Origin of the sequence: Streptantibioticus parmotrematis (assembly GCF_019890615.1) — a bacterium.
Classification (GTDB): domain Bacteria; phylum Actinomycetota; class Actinomycetes; order Streptomycetales; family Streptomycetaceae; genus Streptantibioticus_D; species Streptantibioticus_D parmotrematis.
Genome location: NZ_JAINVZ010000006.1, coordinates 287,924 through 304,474 on the forward strand (window position 1 = coordinate 287,924; position 16,551 = coordinate 304,474).

Annotated in this window: 12 protein-coding genes; 9 read left to right on the forward strand and 3 right to left on the reverse strand. The window is 73.3% G+C overall.

Going from position 1 to position 16,551, the window contains the following annotated elements; translation table 11 throughout:
* The first annotated feature begins 176 nt into the window (after window positions 1–176).
* The 7 genes from K7472_RS12550 (at window position 177) to K7472_RS12580 (ending at window position 8,239) form a co-directional block, all read left to right on the forward strand.
* Window positions 177–2,132 (forward strand): glycoside hydrolase family 3 protein, encoded by a 1,956-nt coding sequence (locus K7472_RS12550; protein ID WP_372457954.1) that lies wholly within the window; start codon window positions 177–179, stop codon window positions 2,130–2,132.
* A gap of 249 nt (window positions 2,133–2,381) precedes the next feature.
* The gene (locus K7472_RS12555) at window positions 2,382–2,987 is read left to right on the forward strand and encodes a GTP-binding protein (protein ID WP_222977164.1); all 606 of its coding nucleotides are present in this window, start codon (window positions 2,382–2,384) and stop codon (window positions 2,985–2,987) included.
* 321 nt (window positions 2,988–3,308) lie between these two features.
* A complete protein-coding gene (locus tag K7472_RS12560) occupies window positions 3,309–4,208 on the forward strand; it encodes an NUDIX hydrolase (protein ID WP_222977165.1) in 900 nt (299 codons plus the stop codon).
* Entirely contained in the window at window positions 4,205–5,215 is a 1,011-nt protein-coding gene (locus K7472_RS12565) for a protein kinase family protein (RefSeq protein WP_222977167.1), read from the forward strand. Before K7472_RS12560 ends, K7472_RS12565 begins: the two co-directional genes overlap by 4 nt.
* 110 nt (window positions 5,216–5,325) lie before the next feature.
* A complete protein-coding gene (locus K7472_RS12570; RefSeq protein WP_252395475.1) occupies window positions 5,326–6,324 on the forward strand; it encodes a hypothetical protein in 999 nt (332 codons plus the stop codon).
* Window positions 6,321–7,748 carry an adenylosuccinate synthetase gene (locus K7472_RS12575; protein ID WP_222977168.1) on the forward strand — a complete coding sequence of 476 codons (1,428 nt, stop codon included), beginning with the start codon at window positions 6,321–6,323 and terminating at the stop codon, window positions 7,746–7,748. Before K7472_RS12570 ends, K7472_RS12575 begins: the two co-directional genes overlap by 4 nt.
* Complete coding sequence (locus K7472_RS12580) at window positions 7,691–8,239, forward strand: NUDIX domain-containing protein (protein ID WP_222977169.1); 549 nt, start codon at window positions 7,691–7,693, stop codon at window positions 8,237–8,239. Before K7472_RS12575 ends, K7472_RS12580 begins: the two co-directional genes overlap by 58 nt.
* Before the next feature lie 6 nt (window positions 8,240–8,245).
* On the opposite strand, the gene K7472_RS12585 is transcribed toward K7472_RS12580, so the two are convergent.
* Entirely contained in the window at window positions 8,246–10,591 is a 2,346-nt protein-coding gene (locus K7472_RS12585; protein ID WP_222977171.1) for a glycoside hydrolase family 31 protein, read from the reverse strand.
* Window positions 10,592–10,807: 216 nt separating this feature from the next.
* On the opposite strand from K7472_RS12585, the gene K7472_RS12590 reads away from it, so the two are divergent.
* On the forward strand, window positions 10,808–12,838 hold the full coding sequence (locus K7472_RS12590; protein ID WP_222977173.1) for an acetoacetate--CoA ligase: 2,031 nt from the start codon (window positions 10,808–10,810) through the stop codon (window positions 12,836–12,838).
* Window positions 12,839–13,071: 233 nt separating this feature from the next.
* Window positions 13,072–13,992, forward strand: a complete 921-nt coding sequence (locus K7472_RS12595; protein ID WP_252395476.1) for a DUF8829 domain-containing protein — start codon at window positions 13,072–13,074, stop codon at window positions 13,990–13,992.
* 106 nt (window positions 13,993–14,098) lie between these two features.
* Here K7472_RS12595 and ptsP read toward each other — a convergent pair whose 3' ends face one another.
* Window positions 14,099–15,769 (reverse strand): phosphoenolpyruvate--protein phosphotransferase, encoded by a 1,671-nt coding sequence (ptsP, locus tag K7472_RS12600; RefSeq protein ID WP_222977175.1) that lies wholly within the window; start codon window positions 15,767–15,769, stop codon window positions 14,099–14,101.
* Window positions 15,770–15,839: 70 nt separating this feature from the next.
* Complete coding sequence (locus K7472_RS12605; RefSeq protein WP_222977177.1) at window positions 15,840–16,289, reverse strand: PTS sugar transporter subunit IIA; 450 nt, start codon at window positions 16,287–16,289, stop codon at window positions 15,840–15,842.
* Window positions 16,290–16,551: the final 262 nt, after the last annotated feature.

Sequence of the window (16,551 nt, forward strand, 5' to 3'; positions counted from 1 at the left end):
GCGACTGAGGCGCCTCACGTTCAACAAACGAAACCTTGAGCCGACTGTCGTCTTCCTGTGTTTCATCTCTTGACTGCCGTCACGCGACGGGGGAAGGTCATGCCGGGCGTCTGCCGATCCGTCAGGAGCCCGCGATCCACGTTTCGACCGGCCGGTTCCCCATCCCGGAGGACAGCGTGCGAGACCACCCCTTTCGCGGCAGACGCAACCGTCGCCGCTCCCGCCCCGCCCGCCTCGTCGGCACCCTGCTGGCCGCGACCGCCCTGGTCGCCGCCGCCGTGCCGGCCGCCACCGCGAGCCCGGCGGGCGCCCACACCACCGCGTCGCCCCCGTACCTCGACCCACGGCTGCCGGTGCAGACGCGGGTCGACGACCTGCTCGGGCGGATGACGCTCCAGGAGAAGATCGGCCAGATGACGCAGGCCGAGCGGTCGGCGGTCACCTCCGACCCGACGCAGATCACCGGCCTCGGCCTGGGCTCGGTCCTGTCCGGCGGCGGCTCCACGCCGACCCCCAACACCCCGTCCGCCTGGGCCGACATGGTGGACGGCTTCCAGAAGCAGGCACTCGCCACCCGGCTGCACATCCCGCTGCTGTACGGCATCGACTCCGTGCACGGCGACAACAACCTGCTGGGCGCCACGATCTTCCCGCAGAACATCGGCATGGGCGCGACCCGCGACCCGGCGCTGGTGCGCGAGGAGGAGCACGTCACCGCCACCGAGACCCGGGCGACCGGACCCCAGTGGGTCTTCGCCGCCTGCGACTGCGTGGTGCGCGACGACCGCTGGGGGCGCACCTACGAGAGCTTCGGCGAGGACCCCAAGCTCGTTGAAGAGATGGAGACGTCGATCGACGGTTTCCAGGGCACGTCACCGGGCGACCTGGCCCGTCCCGACCACGTCCTGGCCACCTCCAAGCACTTCGCGGGCGACGGCGACACCGCCTACGGCTCCTCCACCACGGGCACGTACACGCTCGACCAGGGCGTCGACATCACCGACTGGTCGCACTTCAGCCGGATCGACCTGGCGCCGTACGTCACCGCCGTCCAGGACCACCACGTCGGCGCCATCATGCCCTCGTACTCCAGCGTCGACTGGACCGAGGACGGCGTGGGCAACCCGGTCAAGATGAGCGCCAACAAGCAACTGCTGACGAACGTGCTCAAGGAGAAGATCGGCTTCAAGGGCTTCCTGATCAGCGACTGGCAGGCCATCGAGCAACTGCCCGGCGACTACGCGACCCAGGTGCGCACCGCCGTCAACGCCGGGCTTGACATGTTCATGGAGCCGTACAACGCGGCCCAGTTCGAGCAGACGCTGATCTCCGAGGTGCAGGCCGGACGCGTTCCGATGTCACGCATCGACGACGCCGTCAGCCGCATCCTGCGCGCCAAGTTCGAACTCGGCCTCTTCGAGCACCCCTACACCGACCGCCGCAACATCGGCACCATCGGCTCGCCCGCCCACCGCGCGGTCGCCCGCCGGGCCGCCGCCGAGTCGCAGGTGCTGCTGAAGAACGCCGACCACGCCCTGCCGCTCAAGCCCTCGCAGAAGATCTACGTGGCGGGCGGCAACGCCGACGACATCGGCAACCAGGCGGGCGGCTGGACGCTGACCTGGCAGGGCTCGTCCGGCGACACCATCCCCGGCACCACGATCCTCAAGGGCATCGAGCAGGACGACCCGAACGTCACCTTCAGCGAGGACGCCTCGAAGCCCATGAACGGCTACGACGTCGGCGTGGTCGTGATCGGCGAGACGCCCTACGCGGAAGGCGTCGGCGACGTCGGCAACGGCCACACGCTGGACCTGTCCGCCACCGACCAGGCCACCGTCGACAAGGTCTGCGGCGCCATCAGGACCTGCGTGGTGCTCGACGTTGCGGGCCGCCCGCAGATCATCACCGGTGAACTGCCCAAGACCGACGCCTTCGTGGCGTCCTGGCTGCCCGGCAGCGAGGGCGAGGGCGTCGCCGACGTGCTCTTCGGCAAGCGGCCCTTCACCGGCAAGCTCCCGGTGAGCTGGCCGCGCAGCGAGTCCCAGGAGCCGATCAACGTCGGTGACCCGCACTACGACCCGCTCTTCCCGTACGGCTACGGCCTGACCACCCGCGCCGTCAGTCACTGAGCGCACACCTGGGGTGATGCGGACCCGCGCACGGGAACGCATCACCCCAAAGCCGCACCGAACGCCCGGGCCACGCCCGGGCGTTCGCCGTCCGGCGGCCAGGTCGTTATGCAACCGCTTCCTGAGGCAGGGAAGTTGGCCCGGACAACGTTGTAGGGTTCCTCGCTGTACCGAGTTGCCGTACTGACCTGCTGTACGCCCTGCGGTCCGACGACCTGGGGATCCGTTGTGGGACGGGAGAAGAGATCGATGGCCTTCGGGCGCTCTGACCGGCGGCGCGCGGCCGCCGAGGAGCCGGTCGCGCTCAAGATGCTGGTGGCCGGCGGCTTCGGCGTCGGCAAGACCACCCTGGTGGGCGCGGTCAGCGAGATCCGGCCGCTGCGCACCGAGGAGTCGTTGACCGAGGCCGGACGCCCGGTCGACGACCTCGCGGGCGTGGAGGGCAAGAGCACCACCACCGTCGCGATGGACTTCGGCCGCATCACCCTCCGCGACGACCTGGTGCTCTACCTCTTCGGGACGCCGGGGCAGGACCGCTTCTGGTTCCTGTGGGACGAACTCGCGCAAGGAGCGCTGGGTGCCGTCGTGCTCGCCGACACCCGGCGGCTGGAGGACTGCTTCGCCGCCGTGGACTACTTCGAGCGGCGCGGCATCTCCTTCGCCATAGCCGTCAACTGCTTCGACGGCGCGCAGATGCACCCGGTGGAGACCGTGCGCGACGCGCTCGACCTCGACCCGCACGTGCCGCTGCTGATGTGCGACGCCCGGGACCGCGAGTCGGTCAAGGAAGTGCTGATCGCGGTCGTCTCGCACGCCATGGAACGCTCGACGGCCACGGCTCCGGCCGCTTCCTGAGCCGCCGCCGCGCCACGCGGCTCCTATGTCTGACGCACGGTCGCCGTCACGGCGCCGTGCCCTTACGGCTTTCGCTCTGAGGGCCAAGCCGGAACGACCTCTCCCACGGACGCCTGCCCGGCCGACTCCTTTTCCGTCGCGGGCGCTTGCCCGGACGTCGTCACGCGTACTTCGCGTACTCCGCGTACCCCCTTCCGCCTTGCGCGGTGCCCCACTGCGCCGTTATGTTGTTCTCGAACCGAGAAAGACTCAAAGTGAGAAGAACTCGCGGCGAGCGCTCGACCGGTGGTCACCGACAGCGCGCGAAGGGGGCGGAACGCCATGGACGGACGGCATGCCGGGCACACCGAGGCGGAGTTCCTGGCCGCCTACGATCCCCGCGCCTTCGACCCGATCGCGGTGACCGTGGACATCGTCGTCCTGACGCTCCGTCAAGAAGTCCTGCACGTACTGCTGGTGCGACGCGGAGGTCAGCCCTTCGAGGGGCGCTGGGCGCTGCCCGGCGGGTTCGTCCAGGCGGGGCGCGAGTCGCTCGCCGAGGCGGCGGCCCGGGAACTCGCCGAGGAGACCGGCCTGCGCGACGCGGGCGGACTGGACCGGGTCCACCTCGAACAACTCGGCTCCTACGGCCACCCCGACCGCGACCCGCGCATGCACGTGGTCTCGGTCGCCTACCTCGCCTTCGCGCCCGATCTGCCGGACGCCACGGCGGGCGGAGACGCGGCGGGCGCCGCGTGGGTGCCGGTGGAGCGCTTCGACCCGGACGCGGCACGACCGCGTCCGCACGCCGGGGACGGGAGGAACGGGGCCCACGGGGGTGGTCCCGTCCGCCCGTCCCCGGTGACCACCGACCCGGACGCGAACGCGCCCGGCTCCGAGGACGACGCCCTCGCCTTCGACCACGCCACGATCCTCGCCGACGGCCTCGACCGCGCCCGCGCCAAGATCGAGTACACCCCGCTGGCCACCGCGTTCCTCGGCGAGGAGTTCACCGTCGGCCAACTGCGCGGCGTCTACGAGGCGGTCTGGGGCCGCTCGCTGCACGCCGGGAACTTCCACCGCAAGGTGCTGTCGGTCCCCGGCTTCGTGGAGTCGACCGGCGGCACCGCCTCCCGCCCCGGCGCCCGCGGCGGCCCGCGCGCCCGCCTCTACCGCGCCGGCGACGCCCGCCTGCTGCACCCCGCGCTGCTGCGGCCGGAACGTGAGGACGACGTGCGATGACCACCGCGTTCACCACCGCGTCCACCCTCGCGTTCGACGAGGCGCTGGCCGCCCTGGCCGCACTCGGCGCCGGCGAACCCGCGTCCGACCGTGAATTCCGTTGCCTGGCCCGCGCGTTGCACCCCGACGCCGCGCCGCCCGGCCGCCACGGCGAGGCCACCGCCGCCTTCGCCCGGCTGACCGCGGCACGGCGACGACACCGCCCGGTGCTCACGACCGGCCGCCACGGCTACACCCTCGGCGCGACGTTCACCACCGGCGACCTGACGACGCTGCGCCACGCCACGTACGACGACGAGGGCACGTCGTGCGAGGTACTGCTGAAGATCCCGCTCGACCCGGCCGACAACGACCTGACACACCGCGAGGCCCGCGCCCTGACGACGCTGGCCACCACCGCGGACCCACGCCACCGCGCCTACGCGCCCACCCTCGTCGAGTCCTTCCGGCACCGCGACGAGGGCGGCACCGAACGCCGCGTCAACGTCCTGCGGCCGCTCACCGGATTCCGCACGCTGGCCGAGGTCGAGGCCGCGTACCCCGGCGGCGTCGACCCCCGGGACGCCGCGTGGATGTGGCGGCGCCTGCTGGTGGCACTGGGATGGGCACACCGCGCGGGCCTGGTGCACGGCGCCGTCCTGCCCGAACACGTCCTGATCCATCCCGAGCGGCACGGGCTCGTGCTGGTCGACTGGTGCTACGCGACCGCCGTCGGCGAGACCGTGCCCGCGCTGGTCTCCCGCCACCGCGACCTGTATCCGCCGGAGGTCCCCGGCCGCCGCCCGGCCACGCCCGCCACCGACCTCCACCTCGCCTCGACCTGCGTCGCCCGCCTGATGCGCGACCTGGCACCGCGCCCGATGCGCGCGTTTCTGCGCGGCTGCCTGCTGCCCGCCGAGGCCCGCCGCCCGCACGACGCGTGGCGCCTGCTCGCCGAACTCGACGACCTGCTCGACCGCCTCTACGGCCCGCGCGTCTTCCGGCCCTTCCACCTGCCGGCCGCCTGAGCGGACACGTACAAAACCACACGCGTACAAAACCACACAGGTACAACACCACACACCTACGGCAGCCACACACGAACGCCTGCCGATCACCGACTTCAAGGGGGAACACCATGGGCAGCGGACGCTGGTCCACCGATGTCTACGACGCCGCCGAGCGCTACCGCAGCGCCTCCGGCACCGGCGCCTTCGCCTACAGCGATCGCGTCACCACGTCCTCGTCGCGCGCCAGTTGGGCCGCGCACCCGTCGCTCGACCCGAACGGCCTGACCGTCCGCGAGAGCCGCGACTCGGCCGAGCACCCCGCCTCGCTCGCCATCGCCGTGCTGTTCGACGTGACCGGTTCGATGCGCCAGGTGCCGCAGGTCCTCCAGACCAAACTGCCGGAACTCTTCGGCCTGTTGCTGCGCAAGGGCTACGCCGAGCACCCGCAGATCCTCTTCGGCGCGGTCGGCGACGCCACCTGCGACCGGGTCCCGCTCCAGCTCGGCCAGTTCGAGTCCGACAACCGCATGGACGACGACCTCGGCAACATCCTGCTGGAGGGCGGTGGCGGCGGGCAGATGAGCGAGTCGTACGAACTCGCCCTGTACACCATGGCCCGCCACACCGCGATCGACTGCCACGCCAAGCGCGGCCGTCGCGGCTATCTCTTCCTCATCGGCGACGAACTGCCCTACGGCAAGGTCAAGGCACGCGAGGTACGTGAGGTCATCGGCGACGACCTGCGCGAGGACATCCCGCTCCCGCGTATCGTCGCCGAACTCCAGCGCACCTTCGACGTCTACTACATCCTGCCCGCCGGGTCCTCCTACGCGGGCGACGCCAGGGTGCTCGACACCTGGCGCAAGCTGCTCGGCCAGAACGTCATCGAACTCGACGACCTCGACGCCGTCTGCGAGACCATCGCGCTCACCGTCGGCCTGGGCGAAGAAGCCATCGATCTGCGGGCAGGACTCGACGACCTCACCGACGTCGGCTCGTCGGCCGCCCCGGCCGTGGGCCGCGCCCTCGCCCCGCTGCACCGCGACCGCGGCACCGTCGCACGCGGCGGAGCGCCCCTGGTCGACCCGGCCGCCGGGACCGCGGCGGGCGGGACGACCCGGCTGTGAACGACCTCGCCGCGGACCACACCATCGTGGTCGACCTCGGCTTCGGCGACGCCGGCAAGGGCACCGTCGTGGACCGGCTGACCGCCCCGGCCGAGGGCGCGAGGCCGGTCCGCGCGGTGGTCCGCTTCAACGGCGGCGCCCAGGCCGCGCACAACGTCGTCACCGACGGCGGCCGCCACCACACCTTCGCGCAGTTCGGCTCCGGCACCCTCAACGGCGTTCCCACCCACCTGTCGCGCTTCGTCCTGGTCGACCCGCTGGCGCTGACCACCGAGGCCGACCACCTCACCGCCCTCGGCGTGCCCGACCCGTACACCCTGCTCACCGTGGACCGCGCGGCCCTGATCACCACCCCGTACCACGCCGCCGCGGGCAGGCAGCGCGAACGGGCCCGGGGCGCCGAACGCCACGGCTCGTGCGGCATGGGCATCGGCGAGACCGCCGCCTACGCCCTCGCCCACCCCGCCGACGCGCCGACCGCGGGCGACTGCGCCTCCCGGCCCCGGTTGCTGCGTCAACTCACGCTGCTGCGCGACCGGTTGACCGACGAACTCGGCCCTCTGGACGCACCCCCGGTCGAGACCTGCGCCGCAGCGTTCGCCGCCTTCGCCCGCACCGTGGACCTCGTGGACGACACGTGGCTGCCCGGCATGCTGCGCGAGGGACCGGTCGTCCTCGAAGGCGCCCAGGGCGTCCTGCTCGACGAATGGCACGGCTTCCACCCCTACACCACGTGGTCCACGACCACCTTCGCCAACGCCGAGACGCTCCTCGCCGAAGCGGGCGCCCCGGCGTCCGCCACACGTCTCGGCGTCGTGCGCACCCACACCACCCGGCACGGCCCCGGCCCCCTCGTCACCGAGGACGCCGGCCTGTCCGCCGCGCTGCCCGAGCCGCACAACGGCCACGGCCGCTGGCAAGGCGCCTTCCGCACCGGCCACTTCGACGCCGTCGCCCACGCCTACGCCGTCGCCGCCTGCGGTGGCGTGGACGGCCTCGCCGTCACCCACCTCGACGCCCCCGCCCGCCACCCGGGCCTGCGCATCGCCCGCGCCTACGCGATCGACGGCGCCGTCGTCGACCACCTGCCCCCGGCCCACCCCGGCGACCTGCACCGTCAGGAAGACCTCACCCGGCGCCTGCTGCGCGCCCGCCCCGCGGTGTGGGACACCCCGGGGCCCGACCCGCGGGCGTGGACGGCGGCCGTGAGCGAAGCGCTCGGCGCACCCGTCGTCCTGGAGTCGCACGGCCCGACCGCCTCCGCCAAGCGCACGCGTCCGCCACAGACCGACCACGCGCGTCCGCCGCAATCCAAGCGCACGCGTCCGCCGCAGGACGGGCCCACGCGTCCGCTACAGTCCCGAGGATGTCCCACAACGCCCCGTCCGACACACCCGGTGACGCTCACGGCGGGCGCACCGTGAAGGACGCCCACTGCTCCTCCTGCGGCACCGCCTTCCCGCCCGACGCGGCCTGGCCCAGAACCTGTCCGTCCTGCGCCGCCACCACGTACCGCAACCCGCTGCCCGTCGCCGTCGCCCTCCAGCCGGTGACCGACGGCGACACCACGGGCCTGCTCGTCATCCGCCGCACCATCGAACCCGCCTACGGCACCCTCGCGCTGCCCGGCGGGTTCATGGAGGTGGGGGAGACCTGGCAGCAGGCGGTGGTCCGCGAAATGCGGGAGGAGACCCGAGTGGTCGCGGACGCGGAACGGGTGCGGCTCGCCGACGTGATGACCGACCTCACCGGCCGCCTCCTCGTCTTCGGCCTGCTTCCGCCCCGCGCCATCGCCACCCTGCCTCCGTCGCGGCCCACGAACGAGACCGAAGGCTGGCAACTCCTCACCGAACCGGCCGAGTTGGGCTTCCCCCTGCACACCCGCGCCACCGCCCACTGGTTCGCGACACGCTGAGCACCCCTACGACTCCACGCCGCGCACCCGCACCGGGAATCCCACCTCCTGCTCGCCCTCCCGTTCCACGACCACCGCGCCGTCGTGCCACCGCGTCGCGAACCGCGCCGTCACCGGTTCCTGCCAGCCGTCGCCCGCGTCGTCGATCAGCACCCCGCCACCGGTCCGCCCCACGGCGGGCGCCCACACCTCCAGCTCCACCGCGCTGTCCGCGCCCGCCACCGGCAGCACCGCCCCCGCGCGCGCCAGCACCACGATCCGCTCCAACGGCGCGTCCAGCAGCACCTGCCCGGGCCCCTCGTACGCGACGCCCGTCACCGTGTCGTACCAGCGCCCACGCGGCAGCCGCACCGCCCGCCGGGTCGCCCCCTGCTCCAGCACCGGCGCCACCAGCAGCGCGTCCCCGAGCAGGAACGCGTCACCCACCCCGCGCAACGCCCGGTCCCGGGGATCGTGCCACCACAGCGGCCGCGCATAGGGCGCGCCGGTGCGGTGTGCGACGTGCGCCAGCGTGTAGAGGTACGGCCGCAGCCTCTCCCGCTCGGCCAGCGCCGCCCGCGCGCACTCCAGCGCCCGCTCCCCGAACTCCCACGGCTCCCGCGGCCCCGCTCCGATCGCCGAATGCGTGCGGAAGAACGGCAGGTACGCCGCCAACTGGAGCCACCGTACGTACAGTTCCGGCGACGGCAGCGCGCTGAAGCCGCCCACGTCCGGCCCCGAGTACGGCACTCCGCACAACCCGAGCCCCAGCACCAGCGACAGCGATGCCCGCAGCCCCGGCCAGCCGGTCGCGACGTCACCCGACCACGTACCGCCGTACCGCTGCATCCCCGCCCAGCCCGCACGCGAGAACAGGAACGGCCGCTGCTCGGGCCGCAGTTCGCGCAATGCCTCGAACCCGGCGCGGGCCATCGCCAGCCCGTAGACGTTGTGCGCCTCGCGGTGGTCGCCACCGCGCCCCTCCATGGCATGCCGCGCCGACCTCGGAAGCGACGGATCACCGAACGCCGCGAACGACGTCGGCTCGTTCATGTCGTGCCACACCCCGGCGAAGCCGCGCTCGAGCCGCTCCGCGTACCACCCGCCCCACCACCGGCGCACCCGGGGATCGGTGAAGTCCGGGAAGACCGCCTCACCCGGCCACACCACCCCCCGCACCACCCGCCCCCGCGCGTCCCGCACGAACGCGTCCGCCGCCGTGCCGCTGTCGTACGCGGCGAGCCCCGGCTCCGCCTTCACCGCCGGATCGACGATCGACACCAGCCGTGTGCCGTGCTCGCCCAACTCCCTTGCCAGACCCGGCAGATCGGGGAAGGCCCGCTCGTCCACCGTGAACACCCGATGGCCTTCGAGGTGGTCGATGTCCAGGTGCACCGCGGACAGCGGCAACCCGCGCTCCCGGTAGCCCGCGACGACCCTGCGCACCTCCCGTTCGCTGCCGAAACCCCACCGGGCGTGCTGGTACCCCAGCGCCCAGCGCGGTGGCAGCGCGGGCCGCCCGGTCAGCGCCGTCCAGGTCCGCAGCACCCGCCCCGGCGGGCCCGTCATCACCCAGTAGCGCAACGGCCCGCCCTCGAACCGCACTTCGCACCCGCCCGGCCGGTCGTGCCCGGAGCCCGCGCCCTCCACGCCCGCGGACAACGTGACCCGGCCGTCCCAGGTGTTGTCGTGGAAGACCAGATGGCACCCGGCGTCCGCCACCACCAACTGCACCGGCATCGTCACGTACAGCGGATCGTCGCCCGGCCCGAACGCGCCACCCGGATCGGTGTTCCACAGCCGGTACGCACCCTGCGGCAGCCGGGGCCCGGCGGCCCGCCCGCCCAGACCGAAGACCTCCGCGTCGGCCGGCGTGCGCGACCGCTGCACCCAGCGGGCCGGGCCCGGCGGCGCGTCCCACCAGCGCGGCGGCGACTCCGCCCGCAGCAACACCCCGCCCGGCGTGCGGAACTCCACCCCGCCGTGCCGCGAGACCACCACCGTGATCCGCTCCGACACCACCCGCCAGCCGTCCGTCTTGAGGTCCGGCTCCAGCACCGCCCGCTCGTCCGCCTCAGGACAACCGCCCGCCAGCGCGTACGACGGCTCGGGCTCCGCGCCGTCCCACCCACAGAACACCGCACCGCCCATCGCCACCCGGATCCGCAACGCCGACCGCGCGAACCGCACCACCCCACCACCCGGCGCGGGCTCGGCCCCCAGCGCCACCCCGGGCACCCGCGCCCGCTCGGCACCGCGCCGCGGCAGGTCCCGCCCGTCCGTCCGGTACCGCCGCCACCCCGCCCACAGCGCCCGCCAGCCGCCCGCCGACCCCACGAACCGCATCTGACGCGCCAGGTCCCGCGTATCCATGCCGCCCACCCTTCCACCGGTACCGCACGGCCCGCCGCGCGTTCAGCCGCTGTTCACCCGCGCCGCCCGGCACGACCCGCGCCACCGGGCCGGGCAGCCCTGGCGCTGCGGACGATCACGTGGCATCGTCCTGCCCATCCGCGCCCGAGGACATTCCGCCCGAGCGTGGCCCAACGCACACCATGCGTCACGCAGCGTCACCCCGGGAGTCGTCGTATGAGCAGCGCACCGCCGTCCAGCCAGGCCCCGCAGCCCCTGTGGAGCCCGGACCCGGACCGCATCGCCCGCACTCAGCTCACCCGCTTCCAGACCTGGGCGGCCGACGCCCACGCAGCCCCGGCCGGCGACCCCGCCGACCCGCTCGCCTCCTACCGGTCGCTGCACTCCTGGTCGGTCCGCGAGCCCGAGGCGTTCTGGACCGCGGTCACCGAGTGGACCGGCGTGCGCTTCTCCACCCCGTACGAACGCGTCCTCGCCGACGCCTCCATGCCCGGCGCCCAGTGGTTCCCCGGCGCCACCCTCAACTACGCCGAACACGCCCTGCGCACCGCCGACGACCCGGCCCGCGCCGACGGCCCCGCCCTGCTCTCCCTCGACGAACGCCACGAGATCCACGAGACCAGCTGGCGCGAACTCCGCCGTCAGGTCGCCTCCCTCGCCGCCCACCTGCGCGAACTCGGCGTCACCCCCGGCGACCGCGTCAGCGCTTACGTGCCCAACGTCCCGCAGGCCGTCGTCGCGCTGCTGGCCACCGCCGCGGTCGGCGGCGTGTGGACCTCCTGCGCCCCGGACTTCGGCGCCCGCGGCGTCCTCGACCGCTTCCAGCAGGTCGAACCCGTCGTGCTCTTCGCCGTCGACGGCTACCGCTACGGCGGCAAGGAGCACCACCGCTCGGACGTCGTCGCCGAACTGCGCCGCGAACTGCCCACCGTCCGCTCGGTCGTCCACATCCCGCTGCTCGGCACCGCCGCACCCGACGGCACCCTGGACTGGGACGAACTGGTGTCCGGTGATGCCGAACCCTCGTACGAGCAGGTGCCGTTCGACCACCCGCTGTGGGTGCTGTACTCCTCCGGCACCACCGGACTGCCCAAGGCCATCGTGCAGTCCCAGGGCGGCATCCTCGTCGAACACCTCAAGCAGGTCAGCCTCCACCTCGACCTCGGCCCCGAGGACCGCTTCTTCTGGTACACCTCCACCGGCTGGATGATGTGGAACTTCCTCGTCGCCGGTCTGCTCGGCGGCACCACGATCGTCCTGTACGACGGCAGCCCCGGCTTTCCCGACACCGGCGCCCAGTGGAGCGTCGCCGAACGCACCGGCACCACCGTCTTCGGCACCTCCGCCGCGTACGTGATGGCCTGCCGCAAGGCCGGCGTCGAACCCGGTCGCGACCACGACCTGTCCGCCGTGCGCTGCGTCGCCACCACCGGCTCCCCGCTGCCGCCGGACGGCTTCCGCTGGGTCCACGACCACGTCAAGGCAGATCTCTGGCTCGCCTCCGTCAGCGGCGGCACCGACGTGTGCAGCTGCTTCGCCGGAGGCATCCCCACCCTGCCCGTGTACATCGGCGAGCTGCAGGGCCCCTGCCTCGGCACCGACCTCCAGGCGTGGGACGCGGGCGGCAAGCCGGTCGTCGACGAGGTCGGCGAACTCGTCGTCACCGCGCCCCTGCCCTCCATGCCGATCCGCTTCTGGAACGACCCCGACGGCGTGCGCTACCGCGAGAGCTACTTCGAGATGTTCCCCGGCGTCTGGCGGCACGGCGACTGGATCACCCTCACCTCACGCGGCACCGTGATCATCCACGGCCGCTCCGATTCCACCCTCAACCGGCAGGGCGTCCGGATGGGCTCCGCCGACATCTACGAGGTCGTCGAACGGCTCCCGGAAATCCGCGAATCCCTGGTCATCGGCGTCGAACAGCCCGACGGCGGCTACTGGATGCCGCTGTTCGTCCGCCTCGCCGACGACGCCACGCTCGACGACGCGCTGCGCGACAAGGTCAAGGCCGCCATCAAGGCCGAGCTGTCGCCCCGGCACGTCCCCGACGAGATCATCGAGGTCCCCGGCGTCCCGCACACCCTCACCGGCAAGCGCATCGAGGTCCCCGTCAAGCGCCTGCTCCAGGGCACCCCGCTGGACAAGGCCGTCAACCCCGGCTCGGTGGACGACATCGGACTGCTGCGGTTCTACGAGGAGCTGGCGACGCGGCGCACCCTGCGGGGGAGCGGCACGGAGGGCTAGCGGCGACCGGGGCCGCGCGACGGGAGCCCGGTGCCGAGCGCGTGACGGGGCCCGGCGCCGACGGGCGGTCACGTTGTCAGTGGTGACGGTTACGGTGAGTGAGCAGTGGTCGAAGGGGCCTCACGCCCTCGCGTGAGGCGCCTCGGCCCTGCCGTCCACGGCGACGAGCCGTGGACGCGGGCAGTCACGTGCTCACGCACGCACTCACGCACTCACGCACTCAGGGGGAAGCCATGACACACCACACCTCGGACCCCACGGGGCAGCGCCGGTCCCGGCCGCGGCGGCGCCCACCGGACCGCAGGGGCCGCGACGCCACCGCCCGGCGCGCCCTGCGCCGCGAGATCCCCAGCACCCTCGGCCTGCTGGCCGACCCGGACCGCTTCGCGGCGATGCGCGCCTACACCACGTTCGCCTTCGACGACCACGGCGACTACCTGCGCCAGACCCAGCACGTGCTGCGCTCCCTCGCCGCGGGCGGCACCCACGTCGCCGTCGCCCTCTTCGAACCCCGCGAGTACGCGGACTACTGCGCCGCCACCGAACAGGACCCCGACGCCCCCGCCTCCCGCACCCGCTACGTCGCCGAAGTCGCGGCCGGCCGGGCCACCGTCGCCTACCGGGGCCAGCCCGTCGAACGCCTCGCCGCCGAACTCGCCACCGCCGCCGACCGCCACGCCACCTGGGAACGCGCCACCGAGGCACTCGCCGCCCACGGCGACCCCGGCCCCGCCTTCGACCGCGCCTCCCTCGCACTGACCCACCTGCTGGAATCCGTCGGCGCAGGCACGCACCACATGGTGTGCAGCGTCCCGCTGGACGGCGTCCCGCTCGTCGCCGTGCTCCACGCCGACTGCGACGACGACGGCACCGTGCACCTGGCCGAGGCCGACGCGATGGTGCTGTGCACCCTGCTCGCCGCCGGACTGACCACCGGCAGTCCCGGCGGCCTGGTCCTGCGCACCGGACGCGGCACACCCGACGCACCCGACCGGGTCAGAGGCTGGACCCTGCGCGACGGCTGGCTGCGCCCCCTCACCGAGGCCCAGGTCTTCAACGCCTACTGCACCGACGCGGAAACCGGAGAGCCGGTGCCACCGGAACCGGGGGTGAGCTACCACGCCGGTACGTTCATCCCACCGCCCGAGGAGTAACCCCGCCGGGGCCCGGGCAACCGACCCCGCACGGTGAACGCATGCGGAAGGGCGCCCCGCCGCACCGACGGAACGCCCTTCCACAAGCCTTGACGCGCGCGCCCGGCTACTCGCCCGACAGCACCGCCTGCGCCGCACGCCGCGCCTCGTCGGCCGTGTCGGTCGCCCGGGCGGCGGCTGCCGCCCGCTCGCACTGCGCCAGCGTGTACTTCGCCAACGTCGCGCGCACGTACGGAATGGACGCCGCGCCCATCGACAGGCTCGTCACACCGAGGCCCGTCAGCACACACGCCAGCAACGGATCGGAGGCCGCCTCACCGCACACACCACAGCTCTTGCCCTCGGCCCGCGCCGCCTCCGCGGAGGACGCCACCAGGTCGAGCAGCGCAGGCTGCCACGGGTCCTGCAACCGCGACACCGCGCCGACCTGACGATCCGCCGCGAAGGTGTACTGCGCCAGGTCATTGGTGCCCAGGGACAGGAACTCGACCTCCTGGAGGATCGACCGCGCCCGCAGGGCAGCCGACGGGATCTCCACCATGGCGCCGAACTTCGCGTGCAGACCCGCCTCCCGGCACGCGTCGGCGAACGCCTTCGCGTCGGTCCGGTCGGCCACCATCGGGGCCATGACCTCCAGATAGACCGGTAGCCCCTCGGCGGCCGTGGCCAGCGCCCGCAGCTGCGACCGCAGCACGTCCGGGTGGTCCAGCAGGCTGCGCAGACCCCGCACGCCCAGCGCGGGGTTCGGCTCGTCCGCGGGCGTCAGGAAGTCCAGCGGCTTGTCGGCGCCCGCGTCCAGCACGCGCACCACGACCCGCCCCTCGGGGAACGCCTCCAGCACCGCGCGATAGGCCGCGACCTGCTTCTCCTGCGACGGCGCGTTACGGCTGTCGTCCAGGAAGAGGAACTCGGTGCGGAACAGGCCCACGCCCTCGGCACCGGCCTCCAGCGCGGCCGGCACGTCCGCGGGACCGCCCACGTTCGCCAGCAGCGGCACCTTGTGACCGTCCGACGTGGCACCGGGACCCGACGCCGCAGCCAGCGCGGCCCTGCGCTCGGCCGCGTCCCGCTCCAGTGCCTCACGCTTGTCGGCGTCCGGGTCGACAAAGACCTCCCCGGTGCTGCCGTCCACCGCGACGACGACGCCCTCGGCCAGTTCGACCGCGCCCGGCAGCGCGACCACGGCGGGCACCCCCATCGCCCGGGCGAGGATCGCGCTGTGGCTGGTCGGGCCGCCCTCCTCGGTGACGAACCCCAGCACCAGCGACGGGTCGAGCAACGCGGTGTCCGCGGGCGCCAGGTCCCGGGCGATCAGCACGTACGGCTCGTCGCTGTCAGGCACACCCGGCATCGGCACGCCCAGCAGCCGGGCCACGATGCGGTTGCGCACGTCGTCCAGGTCCGCGACCCGCCCCGCCAGGTACTCCCCGGCCCCGGCCAGCAGCGCCCGGTACGAGGCGAAGGCGTCGTACACCGCCCGCTCGGCCGTGCTGCCCACCGCGATCCGGCGCTCGACGTCCGCCAGCAGCTCCGGGTCCTGCGCCATGAGCGCCTGCGCCTCGAGCACCGCCTGCGCCTCGCCGCCGGCCAGGTTCCCCCGGGCGACCAGGTCGGCGGCCACCGCCTCGACCGCCTGACGTGCCCGCCCCTGCTCGCGGGACGCCTCGTCCTTCGGGATCTGCTTGGCCGGCGGTTCCAGGACCGCGGTGCCCATGTGCCGTACCTCGCCGATCGCCACACCGTGGCTCACGCCGACGCCTCGCAGCGTTGTCTCCATCTCACCGTCTCCGCTCGGTGCGGCGGCATCCGCCGCGTCTGTCCTCACCGTGAGCGCGTCACCGCGCGCGTCAGCTCCAGCTGAAGAGCTGGTCACCGGGCTTGACGTCGCCGTCCTCCACCACCGCGCCGAGCGCGTCGGCGGTCGCCTCGAGCGCCACCACCGGGCACACCGGCGACTTGCCGGCCTCTTCCACGGCCGCGGGGTTCCACCGCACGACCGGCTGACCGCGGCGCACCGTGTCGCCCTTGGCCACCAGCAGCTCGAAGCCCTCGCCGGCCAGCTGAACGGTGTCGATGCCCAGGTGGGTCAGGACACCGTGTCCCTCCGCGTCCACCACCACGAAAGCGTGCGGGTGCAGGGAGACGACGATCCCGTCCACCGGCGACACGGCCGTAGACGGCTCCCGGACCGGATCGATGGCGGTACCGGGTCCCACCATCGCACCCGAGAACACCGGGTCGGGCACGGCGGCGAGCCCGATGGCACGACCGGCCAGAGGGGTCGTCACAGACGTCATGGGAAGCCTCCTAGAGGGGGAGTTCACCGGGCGCCGACCCGCTCCGATCCGGACGGCGATACCCGCTAGAGCAGCGTAAGTCATCCGGCACCGGTTTAGACCACTTGCTCGCGGTGCCCCCTGGCGAGCCCCCGCCCCGGCACGCGATTTGCCTCGCGTCCGCCCCCTCCAGTACGTTGTCGCAACCGCCTCGACGAGCCGCACGGAAACGTGTGTGCCGGTGAGGTCGGTAAAACCCCGGCGGTAAATCGGATCGGAAATG